Raw genomic sequence first — 22,712 nt, forward strand, 5'->3', positions numbered from 1 at the left:
GGAACCGACATGTCAGAGGGACACCCCACCGCGGCACAGAAAGAGGCCCTGCGCCTCATCTGCGACCATGGCCACCTGGACACCCACCAACTGGGCCGTCACCTGCTCAGCGCCCGACGATCGAGCACCAACCCGGGATTCGCCCCGGCGATCACCCGCATGGCCGGCACCCTGACCTGGCGCCTGAAAGCCCAAGGCTTCATCACCGACGCCGACACCGAGGGCGCCTGGAGGACCACGGCGGACGGCCGCGCCCTGATCTCCTGCGGCAGGACGCGCGAGTGAACTCCACCGCAGAGAGCGCCGCCCCTGCCACAGGAGGCGGCGCTCCGTCACGTTCCCCTCATGGCCGGCGGATCGTCGCCGCGCTGGCCGTCACCCAGACCATCGGCTACGGCGTGCTCTACTACGCCTTCTCCGTCTTCCTCACCCCCATGGCCCGCGACCTGAATGCGAGCGGCACCCAGATCGCCGCCGCACTCACCGGCTCAATCCTGATCGCCGCGCTGCGCGCCCCGCTGGTCGGCCGTGATGGCGGTCCTGCTCATCACCTACCTCATCCACCTCGGGCACTCACCCGTCCTGGCCGCCACGCTGGCCGGGCTGCTGGGCGTGCTGTCGGTGACCGGACGCCTGCTCACCACCGGCCTGCAACGCCGTATGCCCGCCGCGCTCATCGCGGCGTCGATCTTCACCCTCCAGGGCGTCGCCGCCGCGCTGCTGCCGCTGGCCGGGCGGACGGTGCCGGGCGCCATCGGCTGCGTGCTGGGATTCGGGCTCGGATTCGGCATCGCCTCCATCACCCTGCCGCATCTGCTGGTCGAGAGGTACGGCACGGCGGCGTATGCCTCGTTGTCGGGCCGCATCGCCGCCTTTTCCGTCACCGACAAGGCCTTGGCTCCGCTGGGAGCGGTCGCGCTGCTGGCCTACCATCGCGTATGATTTAGATAGATTTCGAAGTAAGGAGTGCCGTCTTGACCGCCATCACCACCTCGTGCTGCGCGCCGATCGCGCGCGCGCCACTGAGCGAGCCCGACGCGGCCGAGCTGGCGGTACTGCTCAAGGCGGCCGCCGACCCGGTCAGGCTGCGCCTGCTGTCGATGATCGGCTCGCATGCCGGAGGTGAGGCGTGCGTGTGTGACCTGACCGCCGCCTTCGATCTGACCGCGCCGACCATCTCCCACCACCTGAAAGTGCTGCGCACCGCCGGGCTGATCGACAGCGAGCGGCGCGGCACCTGGGTCTACTACTGGATTGTCCCGGCCGCCGTCGCCCGGCTGGGCGCGCTGTTCACCCCGCTGGCCGAGCCCTCGAGCGTGTGAGCAGCTCCCCGACCGCCACCGCGCGGGCGGTCGACGTCCTGGTCATCGGTGGAGGGCAGGCCGGCCTGGCCGCCGGGTACCACCTGCGCCGCGCGGGAGCCGACTTCGCCGTCCTGGACGCGCAAGAACAGCCCGGTGGCGCGTGGCGGCACGCGTGGCCGTCCCTTCGCCTGTTCTCCCCCGCTCAGTACAGCTCGCTGCCCGGGTGGATGATGCCGCCCCCGCCGGCAGGCGGTTACCCCAGCGCCGCCGACACCGTCGCCTACCTGACCGACTACGAACAGCGCTACCAGCTGCCCGTGATCCGGCCGGTGAGCGTGCGGGCCGTACGGCGCAGCGGCGCCTCCCTGCAGGTGGAGACCGACGCGGGCGTCTGGCGCGCCCGGATCGTGATCAGCGCGACGGGCGCCTGGTGGCGCCCCTACGTGCCGTACTACCCCGGCATCGGTGACTTCGCCGGCCGGCAGTTGCACACCGCCGACTACGATGGCCCCGCCTCCTTCGACGGTCGGAACGTGGTGATCGTCGGTGGCGGCAACTCGGCCGCGCAGATCCTCGCCGAGCTCTCTGCCGTCGCGGCGACCACCTGGGTCACCTCGCGCCCGCCCCGGCTGCTGCCTGATGAGGTGGATGGTAGGGCGCTGTTCGATCTGGCGACCCGCCGCCACCAAGCCGCCCTGGTGGGCGAGAGCGCGACCGGGATCGGCGCCCTGGGCGACATCGTCTCTGTGCCCCCGGTCCGAGAAGCACGTGACCGAGGTGTGCTCAAGGCCGAGCCGATGTTCACCCGCATCACCTCTGAGGGCGTGGCGTGGAGCGACGGCACCACCTTGGCCTGCAACACCATCGTGTGGTGCACCGGATTCCGCCCTGCCCTCGGGCACCTGGCCCCGCTGCGCCTGCGCGGCGCGGACGGGCTCATCCCCACCGACGGCACCCGCGCCCTGGGCGAGCCTCGCCTGCACCTGCTCGGCTACGGCGACTGGACCGGACCCGCCTCGGCCACCCTGATCGGTGCCGCCCGCACGGCCCGCACGGCCGTGGCCGAGGTGATGCAGCAGTTGGTGGCTGACGCCCGCTGACGACTCCGTCACCGGCCTTTGCGGCTGCCTACTGCCCGCTCACTTGTTGGTCCAGCGGCGGATCTGCCGGTTTTTGGGAACTCCGTAGGTCTGGAAGAGATCGCCGACGATCTGGGGCGTGGCCCGGGCCAGCGGCCGGCCGTCATCGGCCAGGTCATCCAGCCAGGCCATCGACTCCGTAGGCCAGGCGACAGCGGCGGTGGGCGACGGTGATCTCTGATTCGGCCAGCCACCTTGTCGACCAGGGCAGTGCTCTGCACGGTGTGAGCAGCAGGCCCACTGGCGGGATGATCCAGTCTGATTAGGCGCCCCTCTATCTTGACACCAGCTCCCGTATCTTGACACCAGCTCCCGCGCTGACACCGCCCGCGTGAACCCCAGCAGTCTAACGACCGATGATCAAGAGCGCGGCCGGTTCGGCACCCGCAACGTTGACCAGCCGTAACAACCTCGCGGGCGTGTGTTGGGCTGCTCCTTTACCAGTTCCGCAGGCCGAGCTGGCAGCAGGGCGAGCACTCCTCATTCCACCCCGAGCCCGCTCCCGAGGCCGCCTCCGGTGTCGCCCGCTAGGCCGACCCGGCCTCCTGATGCGGTGGGCGACGGCGGGTAGTCGTCGACGGTCATGGAGTTGTACAGGCGTGCGCTCTTGGTGGTGAGGCGGAGGAGGGCGCGGCTGGGTCCCGCGGGCAGGGCGGAGATCAGGCGGGCGCCCTGGGCCAGTCCCGAGACGCCGAGGCGGGACGTGGGGATCAGGGTCTTCGCCGCGCTGAGCGCGGCCGCGCGGCTGCCGCGCACGTGTTCCGCCATCGCGCGCTCGTAGGCGGGGAAGGCGCGCTCGTGGTCGCCGCCCGCCCGCGCCAGTTCCCCGGCGAGGACGTAGGCGCCGACGACGGCCAGGCTGGTGCTGCCGCCGACGGCCGGGCCGGGGCAGTAGCCTGCGTCGCCGACGAGCGTCACCCTCCCCCGCGACCAGGTGTCCATGCGGAGCTGGGTGATCGAGTCGAAGTAGAACGCCGGGGTGCGGTCGAGCTCGTCCAGCCAGCGGTCCACGTCGGCGTGAAGGCCGTCGAACGCGCCGCGCAGCAGCTCCTTCTGCCGGGGCACGTCGCGGTGGTGGTAGTCGAGCTCGCGCTCGCTCCGGAACAGGAACAACGCCCGCGCGTCGCCGAGGTGCCGCGCACCGTACATGCCGGCAGTGCGGCCGACGCCGACGTGGATGAGGAGCTCGCCGTCGAGGCCGGAGGTGTTGGGCAGGGTCAGCACCCCGAGGTAGGCCCCGACGAAGGCGCTGAAGCGGGACTCGTCGCCGAAGACGAGGCGGCGCACGTTGGAGTGCAGCCCGTCCGCGCCGACGACGAGGTCGAAGTGGCGCGGCGCGGCGTTCTCGAACCGCACCTCGCCGTCGGGCGACATCGCGGTGATCGAGTCGCCGAAGACGTACTCGACGTCGTCACACGTGGCGTCGTAGTAGATCTCGCTCAGGTCGTCGCGCATGATCTCGACGTGCCGGTCGGAGGTGGCGCTGAAGATCTTGGAGAGGTCCACCCGGACGGGACGCCGCGCGCCCTCCCGGCAGAGGGTCATCCGGTTCGTGCCGGTGGCCCGCTCCTCGACGCGCGGGAGCACGCCCATCTTCTCCGAGATGTTCATCGCGGGCCGGAACAGGTCGACCGCGTGGCCGCCGGTCTTACGCAGAGCCGGCGCGCGCTCGACGACGGTGACGGAGAAGCCGTGCCTGGTGAGCCAGTACGCCAGCACCGGACCGGCGACGCTGGCGCCGGAGATGAGAATCTGCATGAACATGTCTCCTTACTTAATGATCGGTAAGCACACCCCGGATACCTATCGTTAAGTCAGATAGGCTGCCGGGATACCTCGTCCCTCTGGCACCAAGCGGCGGATCCAGGTGATCGCCCGCGAGCTCTTCGCCCAGCAGGGTGTGCAGCGGACCAGCCTGCAGGAGATCGCCGACCGGCTGGGCATCACCAAGCCGGCGCTCTACTACCACTTCTCCTCACGCGAGGAACTGGTCCGCAGCATCGTGCAGCCGATCATCGACGAGGAAGAGGCGTTCCTGGTGGGTCAGGAGGCGTTGGGCGAGGTCGAGCCCCGCGCCCTGCTGGAGGGCTGCTTCGGCTTCCACTACCGCCACCGCGAAGAGATCGTCCTCATGCTCAGCGAGCTGACCACGCTCGCCGACCTGGGCCTGATCGACCTCGTGCTGAACTGGCGCGGGCGGCTGGTGAAGCTGCTGCACGGCCCCGAACCCACGCTGGAGCAGGCCACCCGGGCCGTGATCGCCTTCGGCGGCCTCCATGACTGCACGATCCAGTTCACCGACGTGCCAAAGGACGAGCTCCGCCGGGTGGCCGTGGACGGCGCCTGCGCGGCCCTGGGCATCGAGCCGCAGCGCGAGACCTGGCGAAGGGCGTAATCATGCCTCGTCCCCGGTGTGCCGCTCGTCGATCCGCAGGTCACCGAGGCCGCTTCCGCCGAGGACGATGCCGGGTGGCTGGTGTTTCTGTCGGCCCCATTGTCTCATTCAGTCCGTCTGCGCGGCGTGGATCGCGGCGAAGGCCAGGAGGGGTGCGGCGGTCCGCGGCGGATCCTCCAGCATGGGCGAGTGTCCAAGGCCGGGCAGCAACTCGACTCTCGCGCCCGGAACGGTGCGGTATCCGGCGGCGGATGAAGATTGCCATCTCCGGTCTTCCTCGCCGAAGATCACCAGCAGCGGCTTGCCGAGGGGCGTCAGCCGATCCGGGAGCGCCTGCTGCTCCAGGTAGTCGCGGGACGCCTTCATGGTCATGGTGAGCGTGTGGTAGGTCATACTGCGCACTTCGTCCAGGAGCTCTTGTGGAATCTGGTAGCCCGCGAGGCTGAAACCGGTGCTCGCAAACTGGCGGATCTGCTCGTCGGTCGGAGGCCACTGCGACGGTCCGATGGCGGCGGACTCCGGTGCGATGAAGGCGTCCAGGCTGGGTCCGGTGTTGATGAGCGCGAGCGCGGTCACCAGGTCGGGTCGTTGCTCGGCGAGGGCCGTGGTGCTGTAGCCGCCGGAGGAATGGCCGACCACGATGGCGTGCTTGACGCCGAGCCGGTCCAGTGCCACGCCGACCCGGCGTCCCTGGTCGGGGATCTCGTAGCTGCGGTCGACCGGTTTGGCCGACCGGCCGTGCCCGAGCAGGTCGATCCGGATGACACGATGGGATCTGGTCAGCATCGGAACCAGCGGGTCCCACGAGCGGGTCGAGGAGGCGGACCCGTGGATGAGCAGGAGTGCGGGGGCGTCGCGGGGGCCGTCCTGGCACACGTAGATGGTGCCGTCGTCCAGGGACAGGGTCGAGCTCTCGGTGGCCTCGGGGCCGCCGTTCACGTGCGGTCCGCCGTCAGAAATGGTCATGAGGCCACTGTCGCCGCCGGTACGCGCCGGTGGATTGGACGAATGTTCCCCTCGATCGGCCCGCGTAGCATGGGGCGGTGCGGACATTCGTGCACGGCGCGGCTGTGTGGGGCGTGGCATGCCCGCAGCGGCCCAGCCGGGTGGCCGGTGTCACCATGGCCGGGTTCCGGGTCCGTGACCTGGACACGCTCCGGATGGTCCCGCACCCGGCCGTGACGGTGCTCCTGGAGTTCGGTAACGGCCCGCTCGTCGTGGATGCCGCCACCGGCTGGCAGCAGCGGGGAAGTATCGTCGCCGGGCCCGGGCTCGGATCCGGCGGCGCGGTCCGGGCGCGGGGTGAGAACGTCGAGTGCGTGCAGGTGCGCCTGTCCCCGGCGATCGCCCGCGCGGTTCTGGGCGTCTCCTCCGCCGACCTCGACGGCGCCGTGGTGGCCCTCGACGACCTGTGGGGCCGGGAGGCGTCACGGATCCGTGAGCAACTGGGCGATGTCTCCTCGTGGCAGGATCGCTTCGCGTTGACGGACGCGCTGCTCGCCCGCCGGCATGAGGCGGGGCCGCCGGTGGACCCGGAGGTGGCCTGGGCCTGGCAGCGGATCGTCGCCAGCCGCGGCCTGGTACGGGTCGACGGACTGGCGGCCGAACTCGGATGGAGCCGTAAGCGCCTGTGGTCCCGGTTCCGGTCGCAGATCGGCATGCCGCCCAAGCGCGCCGTGAAGCTGGTCCGCTTCGACCATGCCGCCCACCGCCTGGGCGCGGGACAAGACGCAGCCCGAGTCGCGGCCGACGGCGGCTACGCCGACCAGTCCCACCTGCATCGAGACGTCGTGGCGTTCACCGGAGCCACCCCCGCGACCGTGGCCGGCGAGCCATTTCTGGCGGTTGACGACATTGCATGGACCAGCCACGAAACCTTGATCACAATCGGTCGAATGAATTGATCTTCCTGAAGTAGATCTTGAAGCGTGACAGGCTCGGCCCTCGTGACACACGGTGACCATGGAGGGTCGATGGGTACGCGCAGACCGCTCACACTTGAAGATCGCGAGGAGATCTCGCGATGCCTGGTGGCGAAGATGTCCGGAACGGACATAGCGGCGCACATCGGCCGTACTCCGTCGTTGGTGTCTCAAGAGATCAGCCGACACGGGGGACGCGACGGATACCGGGCACATCGGGCCGACGCGCACGCGGCCACCTCGCGGTCGCGCCCGAAATGCCGGAAACTCGACGATAACCCCAGGCTTCGCGCCCGGGTCGAGGACGGGCTGAAGATCGGCTGGTCGCCCGACCAGATCGCCGGACGCTTGCGCCACGAGCACGGATATACCGACCCTGGGAAGGTGATTTCCCACGAGGCGATTTATACCTGGATCTACGCTTTACCCAAGGGCGAGTTGGCCGCGCGCGGCATCGAACTACGCAAAGGCGGCACTGAGCGTAAACCGCGGGGGCGCAAAAAGTCCCCGGGTGCCCGGATCGTGGGCATGCGGTCCATCGACGACCGGCCCGAGGAGGTCGCCGGCCGCCAAGTCCTCGGGCACTGGGAGGGTGATCTCATTATCGGCAAAGCGGGTAAAACGGCCGCCGGCACGCTGGTCGAGCGGGTCAGCCGGTTCACCGCGATCGTGGCTCTTCCTGATGACCGCACCTCCGACGCGGCCTGTGACGCCTTGATCGCCAAGGTGACTGACCTGCCAGAACGCTTCCTCAAGTCGATCACCTGGGATCAGGGTATCGAGATGGCCAAGCATGCCGCGTTCACCCTGGCCACCGAGATCGATGTCTATTTTGCCCACCCTCATTCCCCTTGGGAACGCGGTACGAACGAAAACACCAACGGCCTGATTCGCGAATACATTCCGAAGAGTACAGAAATTCCGAGTAATGAGCAAATCCTCAACGACATTGCGGATTCTCTCAATTCGCGACCGCGTCGGGTGTTAAACTATAAAACGCCAGCCGAAGTTCTGGCCGAGCTAATCGCCGCTGAAATTCATTCCACTGATTGATACCGCCAATGCCTTGGCGCCGCCCGACCAGCAATGACACCGCCTGTGGGGCCGACACCTACGCTCGGAGTCGAAGTTGAAGAGAGGAGGAACCGCACGCAATGAGCTCCGCCACCTACGTCGAACCTGCTGAACTCGAACCGGAGATCGCACTGGTCGGCGGTGACGTCACCAAGGGCGTCGTGCGCATCGGTGACACGGTGCTCGACCCGGACGACCCGTGCGTCCCGGAAGGTGCCGACCTCCTGCACTCGGGCGGCTAATCCTCGTCGAAGGCGGCGCGGATGGCGGGCAGGTTGTCCAGCAGGGTCCGCACGCCGAGCCGGTCGGCGGTGGCCGACGCGTAGACGAACTGCACGTCGATCCGCCAGTCGCCGAACCGCAGCGGCAGCAGCACGGTGTCGCCGTCCCGCACCGACCGCACCGCGACGAACCGGGGGACCACGGCGACGTAACCCGCGTCGACCGCGAGCCGGATAGCGGTCGGCGGCAGCCCGGTCGTGTGGATCGGGGTGTCCACCCCCCGGTCCGGATGCGCGAGGGACGCAGCGAGTTCCTGGGCGTCGCGGCCCCACCGGTAGACGATGACGCCGGTGTCGCAGAGGTCCTCGATCCGCAGCAGCCTGCGATCGGCAAGCGGATGGTCCGGACGGCACACCGCCACCAGCGCGGACCGGCTGATCGGCTCGGACCGCAACCCGCGCAACGGCACCTTCGGCACCACGAATCCGGCGTGCACGCTGCCGTCAACGAGGCGGGCGACCACCTCACCGCTGTGCGCGACTCGGCAGTGCACGGTGACCGCACTGCCCGCGACCGCCTGCAGCGCGGCAGGGAAAGCGACGTCGCCGAGGCTCGCGGGCGCGGCCAGCACGAGTCGTTGAGTCTCGTGCGTCGACACCCCGATGGCCGCCTCGTCGAGAAGATCGAGACACCGCTGCGCGTAGTCGAGCAATCGCTCGCCCGCCGGGGTCGTCGTGCTGCCCCGCGCGCCGCGCACGAACAACGCGGTGCCGAGTTTGCGTTCCAGGGCACCGATCCGGACGCTGACTGACGGCGTCGACAGCCGGAGTTCGGCCGCCGCGGCGCCGAGACTTCCGGTACGGACCACCGTGGTGAACACGACCAGATCCATTGTCTCGATCTTGTGGCCGGTGCCGTCGACGCCGGGGACAGACATAGGCACAGCCTAACCCTCGCCCTAGTGATTTCTGGTCTACCTAAGCTGTGGCGTTATCGTCATATTTCAGGGCATGACTGAGATGCCGAACAAGGCCGGGCCGCTGTCCGCCGTTTCGCCAGGTGAGGATCTCCTCCTGCGGCGCGGACTCGGCACCACTTCCCTTACCCTGATCACCTTTTCCAGTGTGATCGGCTCCGGCTGGCTGCTCGCGCCGTATACCGCGGCCAAGGCGGCCGGGCCCGCGGCCTTTCTGTCCTGGACCATCGCCTCGGTCACCACCGCGCTGATATCGTTCGCCTTCATCGACCTCGCCTTCCGGCATCCGATGTCCGGCGGCAACGTCCGGTGGCCGCAACTGGCCTCCGGCCCGCTGGTCGGCACCGTGGTCGGCTGGGCGGTGTTCCTGCAAGCGGCCAGCGCCGGGCCGAGCGAGTCGACAGCGGTCGTGCAGTACGCGAGCAAGTGGCTGCCGTGGGTGATATCCGGCGAATCGCTGAGCTGGCCAGGCCGGCTGCTCGCCGTCGCGCTGCTCGCGTTCTTCTGCACGCTCAACCTTTTCGGGATCAAGCTGCTCGCCAAGGTAAACAACGTGGTTGCCACCATCAAGGTGGTGATCCCGGTGATGACGGTGATTCTGCTACTGGCCAGTGGTTTCGACACGTCCAATGTGGAAACCGGCGGCGGGGTCGCGCCGTACGGTATCTCGGCGGCGCTCACCGCGGTGGTCGGCGGCGGGCTGGTGTACTCGTTCACCGGAATCAACGCCGCCGCGGTGATGTCCGGCGAGGCGAAGAATCCGCGCCGCACCGTGCCGAGGGCCACGCTGATCGTGCTGGCGGGGACGATCGTGCTGTACATGGGCCTGCAGGCAGTGATGATCTTCTCACTGCCCAACGGGCTGCTCGGCAGCGGCTGGCACGGGATCAACCTCCAGTCGCCGCTCGCCGCGCTCGCCACCCTGCTCGGCCTCTCATGGTTCGCCACCGTGCTACTCGCCGACGCGGTCTTCTCCCCCTCCGGCAGCCTGCTGATCGGCATCGGGGTCAAGGGCCGCTACACCTACGGCGCCGCGCAGAACGGGTTGCTGCCCGCCGCACTGACCAAAGTGGACAGGCGGTTCGGCATTCCCCGGCGCGCGCTGCTGCTCAACGTCAGCCTCGGCTCGGTCGTCGTGCTCGCGTTCGGGAACTGGAAGACCATCGCCAGCTCGCTGAGTTTCTACTACGGGCTCAGCTACGCGGCGGTCTCGGTCGCGGTCACCGTGCTCGGCGCGTCGACGCCGCCGGAGAAGGGCTGGCTACGGAAGTGGACGATTCCGGTCGGCTTCGGTTCCTTCGTTCTCTCCGGGCTCATTCTTTACTGGTCCACCTGGGAGAAGATCCGGATCGCGGTGCCGCTGCTGCTGATCGGTTTCCTGATCTACCTCGCCCGTGCCAAGTCCCGCCAGGGCAGCGCGTTCCGGCAGCAGGCGGTCGGCGGCTGGCTGGTCGGATTTCTGCTCATGCTCGGCGTGCTGTCCGTGCTCGGCACGTTCGGCGGCGCTGGAGTCATCGCCGCGCCGTACGACTCGGCGCTCGTCGGTTTGCTCAGCGCGGGAACCTGGTGGCTGGCGCACCGATCCGGCCTGCGTCACCAGCGATCACTGGCACAGGCCGAGACCCCCGAAGACAACCCCGAGACCGCAAGGAGCACGGCTTGACCGAGACGGCAATCGACCTCGACTGGGACCTCGAGCGATCCCGCGCCCGGCGGACCAAGCGCTGGTCCCAGTACGACCGGGACATCATCGATCTCACCGTCGCGGAGATGGACCTGCCGGTCGCCGAACCCGTCCTCGCCGCCGTTCAGGACGCCGTACGACGGCAGGCGTTCGGCTACCCGGTCGCCGACGAGCGCAGCGAAGTTCCCCAGGCGGCAAGCGAATGGCTCACCGAAGAGCACGGCCTCACGGTCGGCCCGGACCGGGTGCGGCTGCTGCCGGAACTGATGCGCGGCGTGACCATGTCGCTCAGGCATCTGACCAGGGCGGGTTCGCCGGTGGTGGTGCCGACCCCGGTCTACGGCCGGTTCTTCGACGCCATCCAGGTCGCCGGCCGCGAGGCCGTCGAGGTGCCGATGCGCGCCGGGGACCGAGGGTATGAGCTCGACCTCGACGGCATCGACCGGGCGCTGCGCGCGGGCGCGGGCAGCGTGCTGCTCTGCCATCCCAACAACCCGACCGGTCGCGTCACCGATCGCGGCCAACTGGAAACGCTGGCCGAGCTCGCGGCCCGGCACGGCGCGCGGGTGCTCAGCGACGAGATCCACGCGCCGCTGCGATATCAGCCCGATTTCGTCCCGTACGCCTCGATCGACGACAACGCGATCACCCTGGTCAGCGCGACCAAGGCGTGGAACTTCCCCGGTCTGCGGTGCGGGCTGATCGTCTTCAGCAATCCGGACGACGCGCGGCTCTGGGCAACCTTGCCGAGGGCGGCGGTCGGCGGCATGAGCCCGCTCGGCATGGCGGCCACAGTCGCCGCGTTCCGCGACGGAAGGCCGTGGCTGCGGGAGGCCGTCCGATTCCTTGCCGACAACCGGAAACTCGTCACCGACGCGCTCGCCGGGCTGGACATCGGTTACACCGAGCCGGAGGCGGGTTACCTCGCCTGGCTCGACCTGCGCCGGTTCGGGCTCGCCGACCCGGCAGCCCACCTGCTGCGGCGGACCGGCGTCGCCACCACCTCGGGCGCCGATCACGGAACGTCCGGGAACGGCTTCGTCCGGCTCAACTTCGCGACTGTGCCCGGCGTGCTCACGGACGCCCTTGACCGGGTAACCGATTGCCTGCTCGGCGGTTGACGCGGCCGGCCATCTCAGTGCCCGTGTACAAACTGATCCCTGAGCCCGCTGCGTGGGGCGATAAATGGGCGAAATGGTGACGTAGCGCGAATCGTCGACGACGTGGAGCGACCTTCCGGTAGTAACGGCGGTTATCGATGCCCCGTCACCAACCGGAAGGTCTACCGCCGTTGTACGCCACCGCTCCTGCCGCTGTCCCCCGCAACGAAGAAACTGCCTGCTCATGCGTGGCCTGCCGCTACGGTCACAGAGCGCGGCGCCCGGCCCGGACGCGCTGCTACACCACCGACATGACCGACGCCGAATGGCAGGCCATCGAGCCGGTCATGCCCCGGCCGGCCTGGTTACACGGCAACGGCGGACGCCCCGAGAAGTACTGCCGTCGCCTGATCGTGGACGCCATCCGGTACGTGGTCGACAACGGCTGCAAGTGGCGCAACCTGCCCGCCGACTTCCTATTAGTTACGTGGAATCACGCGCCGCAGGATGCAGCTCGTATCCTGCGGCGTCCCCACGCACTGAGGAGATCCGTTGGGCAGCGCGGTGGTGCTGGAAGAGAAGTGGCCGGTCCTGGGCCGGCACGAGAAGGCAGCCGAGTGGCTGCGAATATGGGCGGATCTGGGGCGGGCTCCCCGGACGATCGATGCGTACGCGCGGGGACTGGCTGAATACCTGCTGGTCTGCGAGCGGGACGGGATCGACCCGGTTGCCGCGAACCGTCTGCATGTAGCGGCGTTCGTGAAGGAGCTGAGCACGCGGCCGAGCCGTCGAGGGGCCAACGTCGTCGCGCTGGACTCCGGGGCCGGCTTGGCGAACGCAACGCTGCAGCAGCGGCTGGTGTCGGTGCGGCTGTTCTACGACTACCTCAGGAGGAGGGACTGCGGGAGTCCAACCCGGTCGGCCGTGGCCGCTACACACCCGGCCGGAATTTCGGCGGACACCAGCGAGGGCTGGTACCCCGGCTGACGAAACTGCCGTGGATTCCGAGCGAACAGCAGTGGCTCGACCTGCTGGCCGTCGCGCGCGAGGAGCCCGTACGCAACCGCGTCATGCTCGCTCTCGCCTACGACGCGGCCTTGCGGCGCGAGGAACTGTGCTCCCTGCGGACCGATGACCTCGATCCCGCCCACCGGACCCTCCGGATTCGCGCTGAGACGACGAAGACCCGGCGCGAGCGCGTGGTCCCCTACTCGGCGGCGACCGGCGTCCTGCTGTCTGGCTATCTAGCGCATCGGGCCATGATCAGCCGGGCCCGCGGGCCGCTGTTCTTGTCCGAGTCACACCGCAACTACGGCCGGCCGTTGACCCTTTGGACCTGGTCGAAGGTAATCCGGCGCGTCGCTCTCGCCGCCGACCTGCCGCGGTTCTCGACCCACACCACTCGGCATCTGTGCTTGACCGACCTGGCAAGGATGGGCTGGGAACTGCATGCCATCGCCTCTTTCGCCGGGCATCGCAGCACCGAGTCGACGCTGACCTATATCCACCCCTCGGGCCGTGACCTGGCCGAGAAGCTGAACCGGGGCATGCGGCAGATCCATTCCTGGCGCGTGGACATGCTTACCCGAGGCGCCCATGCCCCTGAGGCGGTCGCCGAATGACCGCACAACCGAGAAGGACGGGGCCGGCAAGCACTCCGACCTGGGAATCATCCGTCGGCCTTGCACACTATGACCGTCGCGGCCTGCTTACCGAGGCTGAGGCGGAAGCACTCCAGACCTTCAGCATCGACCGGCTCCGGCACGACGGCCTCAGCCTCGACGCGGTGCCGCTTCGGCCGGTCGCCCGGCTGGTGCGGCCGTTGGCGGATGCTCTCGCTGGTCTGTACTTGCCGCCGGACGACCGTCATCAGCGGCGGTTCGCACGGGACGCGGCCGGTCTGGTGCTGGTCCGCTGCGGCGAGCTTCGCCGGGCCTTCTGAGGCTGGTCGGTGGACGACTGGGTGGACCTGATCAACGCCAGCGGCGCCGACTTCCGACGCTCATGGGGCGGCCAGATCGGCCCCAACGCCCGGCCGTTCGTGCTCGTCTACGCCTACCTGTTTGGCGACTTCACCGCCTTCGACCGGCTCGGCCGATTCATGCGGCCGCCCCTGGCCCGTCGGGTCTTCGGGAACGAGCTCGTCGACGATGCCGTCCGACGGATCTGCAAGGTTCTGGCCGACTGGGGCTACCGCCGTGACGCCGACAAGCTGGCCGCGGTGATCTGCCAGATGCTGCTGCTGAACCGCTTGGGCTTGACGAATCTGATTCCACAGAACGCCCTGGCGCACCGTCCACGCGACCTTCACTCGCTGGTGGCAGGACGGCGATCTCTACGTCCTCCACAACGACCCGCGCGAACACGTCCGACTGGCCGAAGGACGCCACGCCGAACCCAGCACAGGGATCATCGATTCACAGTCGCTGCGGGCAGCCGAGACCGTCGCCACCGACTCCCGCGGATACGACGCGGCCAAGAAAGTGCAGGGCCGCAAGCGGCACGTCATCGTGGACACCCTGGCCCTGCTGCTGGTCGTCATCGTCACCGCCGCCGGCGTCCAGGACCGCGACGGCGCCAAGCCCGCGCTGGAACACCTGCGCGACTGGTACGAGAGGATCTCGCCGATCTGGGCCGGCAGCGCCTACGCGGGCAAGCTCGTCACCTGGGCCAAGAAGCACGTCCGGCTCACCCTGGAGATCGTCAAGCGCAGCGACGATGTCAGCGGCTTCGTGGTCCTGCCTCGCAGGTGGGTGGTGGAGAGGACGCTGTCGTGGATCTGTCAGCGCAGGCGGTGCGTACGTGACTATGAACGGTTATCCGAGCACCACGAGGCCAGGGACTGTACGGGTTTACGACAGGCCCCGCCCTGGTTTGTGGCGATGTGGCCGCTACGCTTCACCCGCGCCGAGGTCGGAGCCGGGCGACGACCCCTTCCACCTGAACGATCCCAACAGCTGAGAAGGGGCGGCGGGAAAGACGACCGCCAGAATGGGGGCGGTGGAGAGGTCGGTACTGGTAGGTGTCGTATCGGGCTGCGTTCCGATCGTCTTGCTGGTGAAGGGCCTTGGTTCGGCGGCCGTCAAGGCGGGAGACCGGATCAGGGCGACCAGGAAGAAAAGGGAGCACGATCATGAATCCGACACTCAACACCATCGACATCGTGGTGTCCGACATCAATGTCTCGATTGCCTTCTACGCCCGTCTCGGGCTGGAGTTCAAGATCGATGAGCACTCGCCTGAGCACGCCGGATGTGACCTGCCGAACGGGCTGCACGTGATGCTCGATACCGAGTCCTTCCGTACCCCGTTCCTGCCCGGCTGGAGCAAGCCGTCCGGCGGGCCTCGCACCCTGCTGTGCTTCGAGTTCGACGCCCCGGCGGGGGTGGACGCCAAGTACGCCGAGCTCGTCCAGGCCGGCTATCGGGGGATCGCCGAGCCGTTCGATGCCTTCTGGGGCATGCGTTACGCCACGGTGGCCGACCCGGACGGGTGCGGCGTCGACCTGTACGCAGCGCTGCCGGCCGGCTGAGCCCGGGCGCGGCAGAGAAGCAGGTACATCATCGACGAGCAGGAGGTTCAGCAAGATGAAGTACGTGCTGATGTTCATCGAGACCGAGCAGTTCGCCCAGCAGCTGGAGGCGATGGGTGAGCTGGAACAGGCCCAGGCCTATGAGGCGGTGGGTCGGTGGTTCGCCGATAACGCCGAGGTGATCACTCATCACACGCATCTGGCGCCGGTGCACACCGCCACCACGATGCGCCTGGACGGCGCCGAGCCGGTGGTCACCGACGGGCCGTTCATGGAGGGCAAGGAGGTGGTGAGCGGGTTCGCCGAGATCGAGGTGGCCGATCTGGATCAGGCGTTGAAGGTGGCCCGCTCGTGGCCGGCGTGCCCGATCGTGGAGATCCGCCCCGTCTCATGACCGGCCCCGCAGACCCGCCCGCTGACGGTCTCCCGGACGGAAGCGCCGATGGCGAACTCGGCGAGCAGCCGGGCCGCGCCGGCGCGGCCCTGGACGGCGACAGCGGGCGGGTACTCGCGCGGGTGTTGCGCGAGCACGCGGGCCGGCTGGCGGCGAGCCTGATCTCGCTGCTGGGCGACTTCTCCGCCGCCGAGGACCTGGTGCAGGACGCGGTGGAGACGGCGCTGCGCCGCTGGCCGGTCGAGGGCATTCCGGAGCGGCCGCAGGCGTGGCTGTACACGGTGGCCCGGCGGCGGGGCCTGGATGTGCTGCGGCGTGAGTCGAACTACCGGGCCAAGCTGGCCCAGCTGCACTGGCCGGAGCCGCAGGCGGCCGATGACCGGCTGCGGCTGATCTTCACCTGCTGTCACCCGGCACTGGCCCCGCAGGCACGGATCGCACTGACGTTGCGGGTGGTGTGCGGACTGTCGACGGGGCAGATCGCGGCGGCGTTCGTGGTGCCCGAGACCACGGTGGCCCGGCGCATCACCCGGGCGAAGAAGAAGATCGGCCAGGCCGGCATCCCGTATCGCGTCCCGGCGGCCGAGGAGTTGCCGGAGCGGCTGCGCTCGGTGCTGGCGGTCATCTATCTGCTGTTCAACGAGGGCTACCTGTCCAGCAGCCCCGAGCGGGCCCAAGCGCGTGACCTGGTCGACGACGCCGAATGGCTGGCCGCGCTACTGGCCGGGCTGGCGCCGGCCGAGCCGGAGGTGGCCGGGCTGCTGGCGCTGATCCGGCTGCACCGGGCACGAGGTCCGGCCCGCTTCGACGCGGAGGGCAGGCTGGTGCTGCTGGCCGATCAGGATCGCTCCCGCTGGGACCGGCATGCGATCGAGCAGGCGGTGGCGCTGCTGACGCGGGCGGCTCGTGCGCATCGGCGGCCGGGCCCGTACCAGCTGCAGGCGGCGATCGCTGCCTGTCACGCGGAGGCCGTCTCGTTCGAGCAGACCGACTGGGCGCAGATCCTGGTGCTCTACGACATGCTGGCGCATCTGGCCCCCTCGCCGGTCACCCGGCTGCACCGGGCAATCGCCCTGCGCCATGTCCACGGCGCCGCTGCGGCGCTGGCCGAAGTCGATGAGCTGGAACGCGACCTGGCCGGCTACGCGCTCTGGCACGCCACCCGCGCCGAGCTGCTGCGCGAGCTGGGCCAGGCCGAGCGGGCGCGGGCGTGTGACGAGCGGGCCCTGAAGCTGACCACCAACCCCGCCCAGCAGGCCCTGTTGGTCGAACGGCTCGCCTGGAGCTGAAGATCAGGGCGGTCATCTGCCGGGCCGCCAGGGCGCGTTCGGGTCCACCCGGCGGGCCTGGCCGTTGATCTGCAGGGCGTAGGTGGGCCGGCCGAGGCCGGGAACCTGGCCGAGGTAGGAGTGGCCGGCCAGGTGGCACCAGGCAGGCCGATCCAGCGGCGCGGCCGGGTCGGTGGCAATCACCCGCACCACGGTGCCCGCCTCCAGGTCGGCGACGAGGCGGGCCAGCTGGATGAGCAGCAACACACAGCGGGCGTCGCCGCCGTCCAGCACCACTGGCGACGGAACAACCGGGTGACCCTCAAAAGCGCCTGGGCTGCTCATGCGGCGACCGGCAGACCGGCCAGCCGCCATTCGAGCATCCCGTCGGCCAGCCGTACCGCGCGGTGGCCGCGTCCAGTCGGGGTCCCGGTAGTATCGGCGAAATTTCCAACGGATATGCAGGTCAGGAGCCCTTCCAAGGTTGGCCCTGGAAGATCGTCTGCCGAGGCTCTGACCAGCATTTCCGTTGCTTTTGCGGCGATTACTACCGGGACCCCGAATAGGGCTGCCCAGATGGCGACGCCTCTAGATCATCCCATTTCCGGTACTGGTCGATCCGAAAGCTCCCCAAGCAGGCCGACGTGGGGGCGGAGAGCGATGACGTTGGCGTGTGGCTGGGTGAGCTGCTCGCGTAGGTCCTGGTTCTCGAGGGTGAGGATGTGGACGGCCCGAACGAGCGCGGGGACGTCTGCCTGGAGTTGCGCGAGCTTCTCGTTCTTGTTCGCGATCGTCTTCTTCAGCCTGGTGATCTCGGCGCGAAGTCGGACCTCGACGTCCGGGGTCGCGCCGCGTGCCTTGACCAGTTCGTAGAACTCGTTCTTCAGGTCGGTGTGGCGCTGGGTGAGGGCGTTGCACGGGACCTGCGACTCTTGGGCGAGCGCGACGATGGTCAGGGCGCCGTTGGAGTACTTGGCCTGGTCGTTGAGGAGGCGGTGGATGCCGGCGCGGATACGTTCGCGTTCGTCTGGGGTCGGGCTCATGTGGCGTCCTCGAGAGTGATGCGGGTGCGGTCGTGGGTGTCGGCGAGGTCGCGGAGGCGGGCGGCGTTGGCGCGGAACCGATCGCCGATCGGTCGGGCGGCGAAGGCGGCGCGTTTGTCGAGGAATTCGGCGCATTCGCGGAGCTGGGCGGCGTGCTCGTCAGCGCGGATGATATTGCCGCAGCCGGGGACGCAGCGGTCGAGGGTGGGAGTGTCCCTGACGCCGTCGCGATGGCAGAGGGCCTGAGCGCGCTTGTAGTGACGGGGTACGGACAACATCGGAACCGGAACGCACGTTAAGCTCGTTCGCTGAGGTCGATGAGGGTGCGTGACGGGGCGGCCGGAGGTGCTTGGCGTGCGTTTCCGTTCGGACGCAGCCCGCTTGTCGATCTTCGCCGGGTCTGCCCGCCGACCAGGATCGGGCGACTGGTCAGGCTGAATCGCCGCCGTAGTCACCGATCGGGTGCGCGGGGATCGGCTGTCCGGAACTCCTCAGTAACGGACAAGATCGAGTAGGGCCGCGCGAGGGCTCTGACTGGCCCCGACAGGCGTCCGTAACTCCGTCCGGAATCAACGTCCCGAAACTTGCGGACCAGAGCCGGGTTCCGGAACACGATCAACCTCCCGAGCGCCTTCGTTCGATCATGTCCGATACCGCGTCCGAAAGCTCACTCACCCTCGGCGATCAGTCCAATGGCCCTCTCGTCATTCCGTTGACCTGCGTGAACAGAGCTAATCGTGCGTTCTGGTTCCGTTGCAGGTCCAGCCCCGTCGCGGAGCCAGATCCGGATGGAGGCGACGTCGATGGTGCCCTGGTAGATGCGTTCTCGCTTGTCATAGCGGGTGGCCATGTCGCCAGCCAGCTTCATGGGACCGCTGAGAGGGGTTTTCTGCCACGAGCATGGGACCACCCGGTTGCCAGTGGTGGGACCACCCGGCGTGTCGCGTTCGGGAGGTTGATCACTTCCGGTTACGAACCGTTCCAGGCCGTTCGACTTGGTGGGGGTTCGGGGAATGGCGTTTCGGGAGGTTTCCGTGATTGAGGTACGCGAGGTGCTGCGGGCGTGGCTGGCCGGGGCCGGCCTGCGCAAGGTCGCTGGCAAGCGACAGGCCAGGGCGCGGAAGGCCTTGAGCTTGTTGAGGCACCGTTCCACGGTGTTGCGATCTTTGTAGCGTTCGGGATCGAAGGCGGGGCCGGAGAGCTTTGCTGGCTAGAACATGTCCGGCGTCGGGATCGCCTGGCTGAAGTCTCCGGACCGCAGTGAGACGTTGTCAGCAACGGTCGATGACCGTGTGTAGCCGATCACGGCGGGCGTGGGAGTGATCAAGTAGAGAAAAGCGTGAAGCCCCTGGTAGGGGTGGGTCTTGTCGAAGGATCCACCGCACCGCACACAAGGGCTTCACGTGACCTCCAGTATCACCTACACAGCCGAGTTGGACATGCCGCGCGAGGTTGTGCTGTTTCTGGCCGGGCTGTTGCGCGCCGAGCGGGTACGGCGCCGCACCCGCGCGGGCACTCGGGCGCTGGGCGAGTTCAAGCAGGCCGTTCTGATCATCCGCTGGCTGGTGGACGGCGCTCGGATCGCCCGGCTGGCCGCCGATAACGCCATCTCGCACGCGACCTGTGATCGGTACGTCGAAGACGGGGTCACCGTATTGAAGGCCCAGGCGCCGACGCTACAGGAGGCGCTCACGGCGGCGAAGGCCGCCGGCTACACCCACCTGCATCTGGATGGCACGCTGATCGAAACCGACCGCTGCCGCGCCCTGGGCCCGAACGGCGCCGACCTGTGGTGGAGTGGAAAACACAAGCAGCACGGCGGCAACATTCAGGTCCTGTCCAGCCCCGGCGGCGACCCGCTGTGGACTTCTGAGGTACGGCCCGGCCGTGAACACGATCTCACCTGTGCCCGCCTGCACGGCCTCCTCGACCCGCTGGCCAAGGCCGCCGAGGACGGGCTGATCACGTTGGCCGACCTCGGCTACGTCGATGCGGGTATGGGGTTTCGCCTGCCGTACAAGAGGTCTCGGGGTGGCACACTCACCGACGATCAGATCCAGTACAACAAGGTCCACGGTGCGCTCCGAGCCCTCGCCGAACGAGCAAACGCCCAGCTCAAGATGCGGTTCAAGGCACTGCGGAACGTCAGCAAGTGCCCTTGGAAGATCGGCGGTATCGTCGCCGCGGCGCTCGTCCTCTTCCACCGGGAGCAAGCTCACAAGCAGCTGTCACCCAGCGTGAACGCCGGTTGCTGACAATGACTCAGTGCTTGGGTGGGGATCGACCAATGCATCCAGCCGCCTTCGCCCTCCATATGCCACTCGCCCTGATCGGACAATTGAAGCAGGTGGTGAAAGGAGTTCGGGTCTTCGCCATCGGGAAAATTCTGCGAGACAGTCCCTGGGAGCATCGGCCAGCCGAAGGCGATTTCCCCGCTGGTGAGAACGCCCGGCCGTGCCCACAACCAGTCGCTCTCGGTGTTGCCGATTCTGACGTAGTCGCTTATGTACTCGTAGGTGTCGTACTCGACGTCGTCGAGAATCTCCTCCCAGGCCGCGTCATAGCCGTCGGGCATGGCGAATCCGGACTCGGCCTTCCAAGCGACCGGTGCGAAGACCTTGGACTCGGCGGGCGGGTCTATCTCGACGGCGTGCCCGGAACGGGCGGCGATCACAGCCACGGCCTCCGGTTCGAACGCCAACCCGATGTCGTCGAGGTAGAAGAAGTTGAGCAGGCCGGTGCCAGCCGGTGCGAGGTCACCGAGCCACGGGGCAAGGACATCGGTGTCAAGGACGGCGAACAGACTCAACGGATCGTCCTCGCAGGTGGGCCACGGCGTCCCCGGTTCGAGCATCGCCCGGCCACCAAATCGGCAGTGGCCTGACCCCTCACCCGGCTCGGCTCTCCTCAGGTCGAAACCGGGGCGGGCGAGGCTGACGATGCGGGGAGTGAGTTCCGCGCCGAAACGCTCGACGCAGAAGTCATGCAGGGCGGCAAGCGTCTCTCTCGGCTCCATGCGACGTTCAGCCTTCCTCAATGAACGCGACCACCTCGGGGATCTCCTGCCTGGAAGGGAAGCGTGCCATCTTCTGAAAGCACTTCAGTACCAGCACCACCGCGAACAACGCCTGCGGACTGGCGGTCCGCTCTTGAGCCCAGGCCCTCTCCTCGACGGTCGGGGTGAAGAACACATGCAGCACCCGTGCCGAGGTCAGGCGCTTGAACTGCGGGTAGGCGGTCCGCTCGATCGACGTCACGCGAGCCCTTTCCGGCTGAACACCTCCAAAACCCGCCCATCGTAACGGCAGATGATCAACACCCGCCCGCCATTCACCAAACCGCAACCAAACAAGCGCAAATGGTCACACTTCAGGCATCAGCACGTCTTCTGACCTGGGCTTCCCCTCGTAACGTGGAGATATCGCCTTAAAGGGGGACGGCGATGACAGAGACACGGCGAAGGTTCGATCAGGACTTCCGGGACGGTGCGATCCGGATCGTGGAGGAGACGGGCAGGCCGATCGTGCGGGTGGCCCGGGAACTGGGCGTCAATGCGGGCACGTTGGCCAACTGGGTGAACATGGCCCGGCAGCGGCGCCGGGTCGGTAACGACGGCCTGGGCGAGGACGAGCTGGTCCGGCTGCGTAAGGAGAACGCCGAGCTGCAGATGCGGTGTGATGTGCTCAAGCGCGGTCTGACCCTCTGGGTGCAGGACTCGACGACCCGATGAGCGTGGTCGCCTTCATCTGCGCGCAGAGGGCCGAGCATGGCGTGCCGTACGCGGTGGCCTGCCGTGCTTTGAGCAGGTCGCAGGCCTGGCTCTACAAATGGCGGCAGCGTGGGACCTCCGCGCGGGAGCAGCGTCGACGGCGGTTGGATGCCGGGGTTGAGGAATCCAGGAACAGCGGTTGGCGGTAGGGTCGGGAGCTGGCGCGGTGGTGATCATGGTTGACGGTAGGGCCCAGGGCCTGTCTTCCGCCGGTTTCCCGGTCGGCTGTGCTCTCCCTGGTGTCCGTGGTCAGGTCACTCCGTTTCCAGCTCCCGCCGCATCGAACTGGGCGTGCGGTTCTCCCGCACCCAGCTCACCGACGCCGTTCACCGCCGGTATTCAGCTTTTCCCGCCAGGGCTTGCCGGCTCTGGGCGGGACGACGATTCCAGACAGCTTGATCAGGCCGCACTGGTCCGGCGAGCGGTAGGCGACCACGTCGATGCCGAAGCGCCGTCCGCGTTTGTGTCGCTTCCCGATAAAGATCGCCAGCCGTTGGATCGCGTAGTGCCTGATCTTGCCGATGCGGATCGTGGAGTGGCCGTACTTGAAGTACGTCGCCCACCCGCGCAGGAAGGCGTTCACCTCCTGCACGACCGCTTCGACCGACATCCACAGCCGGGACCGGTGGGTGAGTTCCCGGATCCGGTCGCGGGCGTGTGCCATCGCCTTGTCTGCGGGCCAGCGAGCCAGGAACCGCACCCCTCTGCCTCCGCGCCTCCCGCGAGAGCGCACCATCCGGTGACGGAAGCCCAGGAAGTCAAAACCGGGGCCTCCTTCCTCCAGGTGGATGATGGCCGTCTTGGCCTCCTTCGGCTCCAGGCCGAGTTCGGCCAGCAGCTCCCGCAGCCGCGCGAGCGCGGCCTCGGCCTGCTGCCGGGATCTGCACATC

31 protein-coding genes and 1 pseudogene are annotated in these 22,712 nt (G+C 68.2%); 20 read left to right on the forward strand and 12 right to left on the reverse strand.

Features of this window, described 5'->3' with window-relative positions; translation table 11 throughout:
- The first annotated feature begins 9 nt into the window (after positions 1-9).
- From FHR32_RS30130 to FHR32_RS30145, 4 genes are all read left to right on the forward strand, one after another.
- On the forward strand, positions 10-285 hold the full coding sequence (locus FHR32_RS30130; RefSeq protein ID WP_184757956.1) for a hypothetical protein: 276 nt from the start codon (positions 10-12) through the stop codon (positions 283-285).
- A gap of 246 nt (positions 286-531) precedes the next feature.
- The gene (locus FHR32_RS30135; RefSeq protein WP_184757957.1) at positions 532-942 is read left to right on the forward strand and encodes an MFS transporter; all 411 of its coding nucleotides are present in this window, start codon (positions 532-534) and stop codon (positions 940-942) included.
- A 32-nt stretch (positions 943-974) separates the two neighbouring features.
- The gene (locus FHR32_RS30140; RefSeq protein WP_184757958.1) at positions 975-1,322 is read left to right on the forward strand and encodes an ArsR/SmtB family transcription factor; all 348 of its coding nucleotides are present in this window, start codon (positions 975-977) and stop codon (positions 1,320-1,322) included.
- The gene (locus FHR32_RS30145) at positions 1,319-2,404 is read left to right on the forward strand and encodes an ArsO family NAD(P)H-dependent flavin-containing monooxygenase (RefSeq protein WP_184757959.1); all 1,086 of its coding nucleotides are present in this window, start codon (positions 1,319-1,321) and stop codon (positions 2,402-2,404) included. Before FHR32_RS30140 ends, FHR32_RS30145 begins: the two co-directional genes overlap by 4 nt.
- 39 nt (positions 2,405-2,443) lie before the next feature.
- On the opposite strand, the gene FHR32_RS46185 is transcribed toward FHR32_RS30145, so the two are convergent.
- Positions 2,444-2,575, reverse strand: a complete 132-nt coding sequence (locus FHR32_RS46185; RefSeq protein ID WP_281391103.1) for a hypothetical protein — start codon at positions 2,573-2,575, stop codon at positions 2,444-2,446.
- 348 nt (positions 2,576-2,923) lie between these two features.
- Positions 2,924-4,207: an FAD-dependent monooxygenase gene (locus tag FHR32_RS30150; protein ID WP_246467966.1), complete on the reverse strand. Its 1,284-nt coding sequence runs from the start codon at positions 4,205-4,207 to the stop codon at positions 2,924-2,926.
- A gap of 103 nt (positions 4,208-4,310) precedes the next feature.
- Here FHR32_RS30150 and FHR32_RS30155 point away from each other — a divergent pair, with 103 nt between their 5' ends.
- Positions 4,311-4,838: a TetR/AcrR family transcriptional regulator gene (locus FHR32_RS30155; protein ID WP_312882770.1), complete on the forward strand. Its 528-nt coding sequence runs from the start codon at positions 4,311-4,313 to the stop codon at positions 4,836-4,838.
- A gap of 108 nt (positions 4,839-4,946) precedes the next feature.
- Here the strand turns inward: FHR32_RS30155 and FHR32_RS30160 are convergent, their stop codons facing one another.
- Complete coding sequence (locus FHR32_RS30160) at positions 4,947-5,804, reverse strand: alpha/beta fold hydrolase (RefSeq protein WP_184757960.1); 858 nt, start codon at positions 5,802-5,804, stop codon at positions 4,947-4,949.
- 77 nt (positions 5,805-5,881) lie between these two features.
- Between FHR32_RS30160 and FHR32_RS30165 the strand changes: the two genes are divergently transcribed.
- From FHR32_RS30165 to FHR32_RS30175, 3 genes are all read left to right on the forward strand, one after another.
- A complete protein-coding gene (locus FHR32_RS30165) occupies positions 5,882-6,742 on the forward strand; it encodes an AraC family transcriptional regulator (protein ID WP_184757961.1) in 861 nt (286 codons plus the stop codon).
- A gap of 69 nt (positions 6,743-6,811) precedes the next feature.
- Positions 6,812-7,813: an IS30 family transposase gene (locus FHR32_RS30170; protein WP_184757962.1), complete on the forward strand. Its 1,002-nt coding sequence runs from the start codon at positions 6,812-6,814 to the stop codon at positions 7,811-7,813.
- 101 nt (positions 7,814-7,914) lie between these two features.
- Complete coding sequence (locus FHR32_RS30175; RefSeq protein WP_184757963.1) at positions 7,915-8,076, forward strand: hypothetical protein; 162 nt, start codon at positions 7,915-7,917, stop codon at positions 8,074-8,076.
- Here the strand turns inward: FHR32_RS30175 and FHR32_RS30180 are convergent.
- Positions 8,073-8,993, reverse strand: coding sequence for a LysR family transcriptional regulator (locus FHR32_RS30180; RefSeq protein WP_184757964.1), 921 nt, complete (start codon positions 8,991-8,993; stop codon positions 8,073-8,075). The two genes, FHR32_RS30175 and FHR32_RS30180, sit on opposite strands and share 4 nt — an antisense overlap.
- A gap of 73 nt (positions 8,994-9,066) precedes the next feature.
- On the opposite strand from FHR32_RS30180, the gene FHR32_RS30185 reads away from it, so the two are divergent.
- The 6 genes from FHR32_RS30185 to FHR32_RS30205 all read left to right on the forward strand — a co-directional run bounded on the left by FHR32_RS30185 (position 9,067) and on the right by FHR32_RS30205 (position 13,758).
- Positions 9,067-10,695, forward strand: coding sequence for an APC family permease (locus tag FHR32_RS30185; RefSeq protein WP_184757965.1), 1,629 nt, complete (start codon positions 9,067-9,069; stop codon positions 10,693-10,695).
- Positions 10,692-11,837: a MalY/PatB family protein gene (locus tag FHR32_RS30190; RefSeq protein ID WP_184757966.1), complete on the forward strand. Its 1,146-nt coding sequence runs from the start codon at positions 10,692-10,694 to the stop codon at positions 11,835-11,837. The genes FHR32_RS30185 and FHR32_RS30190 overlap by 4 nt, the downstream gene beginning before the upstream one ends.
- A 290-nt stretch (positions 11,838-12,127) precedes the next feature.
- On the forward strand, positions 12,128-12,505 hold the full coding sequence (locus FHR32_RS46190; protein ID WP_281391104.1) for a transposase: 378 nt from the start codon (positions 12,128-12,130) through the stop codon (positions 12,503-12,505).
- A complete protein-coding gene (locus FHR32_RS43195; RefSeq protein ID WP_281391115.1) occupies positions 12,456-12,803 on the forward strand; it encodes a site-specific integrase in 348 nt (115 codons plus the stop codon). The genes FHR32_RS46190 and FHR32_RS43195 overlap by 50 nt, the downstream gene beginning before the upstream one ends.
- A 14-nt stretch (positions 12,804-12,817) precedes the next feature.
- Positions 12,818-13,438 carry a tyrosine-type recombinase/integrase gene (locus tag FHR32_RS30200; protein WP_312882825.1) on the forward strand — a complete coding sequence of 207 codons (621 nt, stop codon included), beginning with the start codon at positions 12,818-12,820 and terminating at the stop codon, positions 13,436-13,438.
- Positions 13,439-13,602: 164 nt separating this feature from the next.
- A complete protein-coding gene (locus FHR32_RS30205) occupies positions 13,603-13,758 on the forward strand; it encodes a hypothetical protein (protein WP_184757967.1) in 156 nt (51 codons plus the stop codon).
- Positions 13,759-13,818: 60 nt separating this feature from the next.
- Here FHR32_RS30205 and FHR32_RS30210 read toward each other — a convergent pair whose 3' ends face one another.
- Positions 13,819-14,127, reverse strand: coding sequence for a hypothetical protein (locus FHR32_RS30210; protein WP_184757968.1), 309 nt, complete (start codon positions 14,125-14,127; stop codon positions 13,819-13,821).
- A gap of 61 nt (positions 14,128-14,188) precedes the next feature.
- On the opposite strand from FHR32_RS30210, the gene FHR32_RS30215 reads away from it, so the two are divergent.
- Genes FHR32_RS30215 through FHR32_RS30230 form a run of 4 tightly spaced genes read left to right on the forward strand, consistent with a single transcriptional unit; the run spans position 14,189 to position 17,031 of the window.
- On the forward strand, positions 14,189-14,953 hold the full coding sequence (locus FHR32_RS30215) for a transposase (protein ID WP_184758612.1): 765 nt from the start codon (positions 14,189-14,191) through the stop codon (positions 14,951-14,953).
- The gene (locus tag FHR32_RS30220; protein ID WP_184757969.1) at positions 14,950-15,348 is read left to right on the forward strand and encodes a VOC family protein; all 399 of its coding nucleotides are present in this window, start codon (positions 14,950-14,952) and stop codon (positions 15,346-15,348) included. Before FHR32_RS30215 ends, FHR32_RS30220 begins: the two co-directional genes overlap by 4 nt.
- A 55-nt stretch (positions 15,349-15,403) precedes the next feature.
- A complete protein-coding gene (locus tag FHR32_RS30225) occupies positions 15,404-15,742 on the forward strand; it encodes a YciI family protein (protein ID WP_184757970.1) in 339 nt (112 codons plus the stop codon).
- On the forward strand, positions 15,739-17,031 hold the full coding sequence (locus FHR32_RS30230) for an RNA polymerase sigma factor (protein WP_184757971.1): 1,293 nt from the start codon (positions 15,739-15,741) through the stop codon (positions 17,029-17,031). The genes FHR32_RS30225 and FHR32_RS30230 overlap by 4 nt, the downstream gene beginning before the upstream one ends.
- 12 nt (positions 17,032-17,043) lie before the next feature.
- Here the strand turns inward: FHR32_RS30230 and FHR32_RS30235 are convergent, their stop codons facing one another.
- The 4 genes from FHR32_RS30235 to FHR32_RS30250 form a co-directional block, all read right to left on the reverse strand.
- Positions 17,044-17,355 carry a sulfurtransferase TusA family protein gene (locus FHR32_RS30235; protein ID WP_184757972.1) on the reverse strand — a complete coding sequence of 104 codons (312 nt, stop codon included), beginning with the start codon at positions 17,353-17,355 and terminating at the stop codon, positions 17,044-17,046.
- Between the two features lie 248 nt (positions 17,356-17,603).
- On the reverse strand, positions 17,604-18,053 hold the full coding sequence (locus FHR32_RS30240; protein ID WP_184757973.1) for a kinetochore Spc7 family protein: 450 nt from the start codon (positions 18,051-18,053) through the stop codon (positions 17,604-17,606).
- Complete coding sequence (locus FHR32_RS30245; protein ID WP_184757974.1) at positions 18,050-18,331, reverse strand: hypothetical protein; 282 nt, start codon at positions 18,329-18,331, stop codon at positions 18,050-18,052. The genes FHR32_RS30240 and FHR32_RS30245 overlap by 4 nt, the downstream gene beginning before the upstream one ends.
- A 389-nt stretch (positions 18,332-18,720) precedes the next feature.
- Positions 18,721-18,921, reverse strand: a complete 201-nt coding sequence (locus FHR32_RS30250) for a hypothetical protein (protein WP_184757975.1) — start codon at positions 18,919-18,921, stop codon at positions 18,721-18,723.
- Positions 18,922-19,492: 571 nt separating this feature from the next.
- Here FHR32_RS30250 and FHR32_RS30260 point away from each other — a divergent pair.
- Positions 19,493-20,308: an HARBI1 family protein gene (locus FHR32_RS30260; RefSeq protein WP_184758613.1), complete on the forward strand. Its 816-nt coding sequence runs from the start codon at positions 19,493-19,495 to the stop codon at positions 20,306-20,308.
- Here the strand turns inward: FHR32_RS30260 and FHR32_RS30265 are convergent.
- A complete protein-coding gene (locus FHR32_RS30265; RefSeq protein WP_184757976.1) occupies positions 20,269-21,069 on the reverse strand; it encodes a DUF1963 domain-containing protein in 801 nt (266 codons plus the stop codon). The two genes, FHR32_RS30260 and FHR32_RS30265, sit on opposite strands and share 40 nt — an antisense overlap.
- Positions 21,070-21,097: 28 nt before the next feature.
- Positions 21,098-21,310 (reverse strand): annotated as a pseudogene (locus FHR32_RS30270) (DUF4158 domain-containing protein); the annotation flags it as partial.
- A 185-nt stretch (positions 21,311-21,495) separates the two neighbouring features.
- Here FHR32_RS30270 and FHR32_RS30275 point away from each other — a divergent pair.
- Positions 21,496-21,783 carry a transposase gene (locus FHR32_RS30275; protein ID WP_184757977.1) on the forward strand — a complete coding sequence of 96 codons (288 nt, stop codon included), beginning with the start codon at positions 21,496-21,498 and terminating at the stop codon, positions 21,781-21,783.
- A gap of 352 nt (positions 21,784-22,135) precedes the next feature.
- On the opposite strand, the gene FHR32_RS44895 is transcribed toward FHR32_RS30275, so the two are convergent.
- Positions 22,136-22,711, reverse strand: a complete 576-nt coding sequence (locus FHR32_RS44895; RefSeq protein WP_184756731.1) for a group II intron maturase-specific domain-containing protein — start codon at positions 22,709-22,711, stop codon at positions 22,136-22,138.
- Between the last annotated feature and the right edge of the window lies 1 nt (position 22,712).

The sequence above is a fragment of the Streptosporangium album genome, from assembly GCF_014203795.1.
GTDB lineage: Bacteria > Actinomycetota > Actinomycetes > Streptosporangiales > Streptosporangiaceae > Streptosporangium > Streptosporangium album.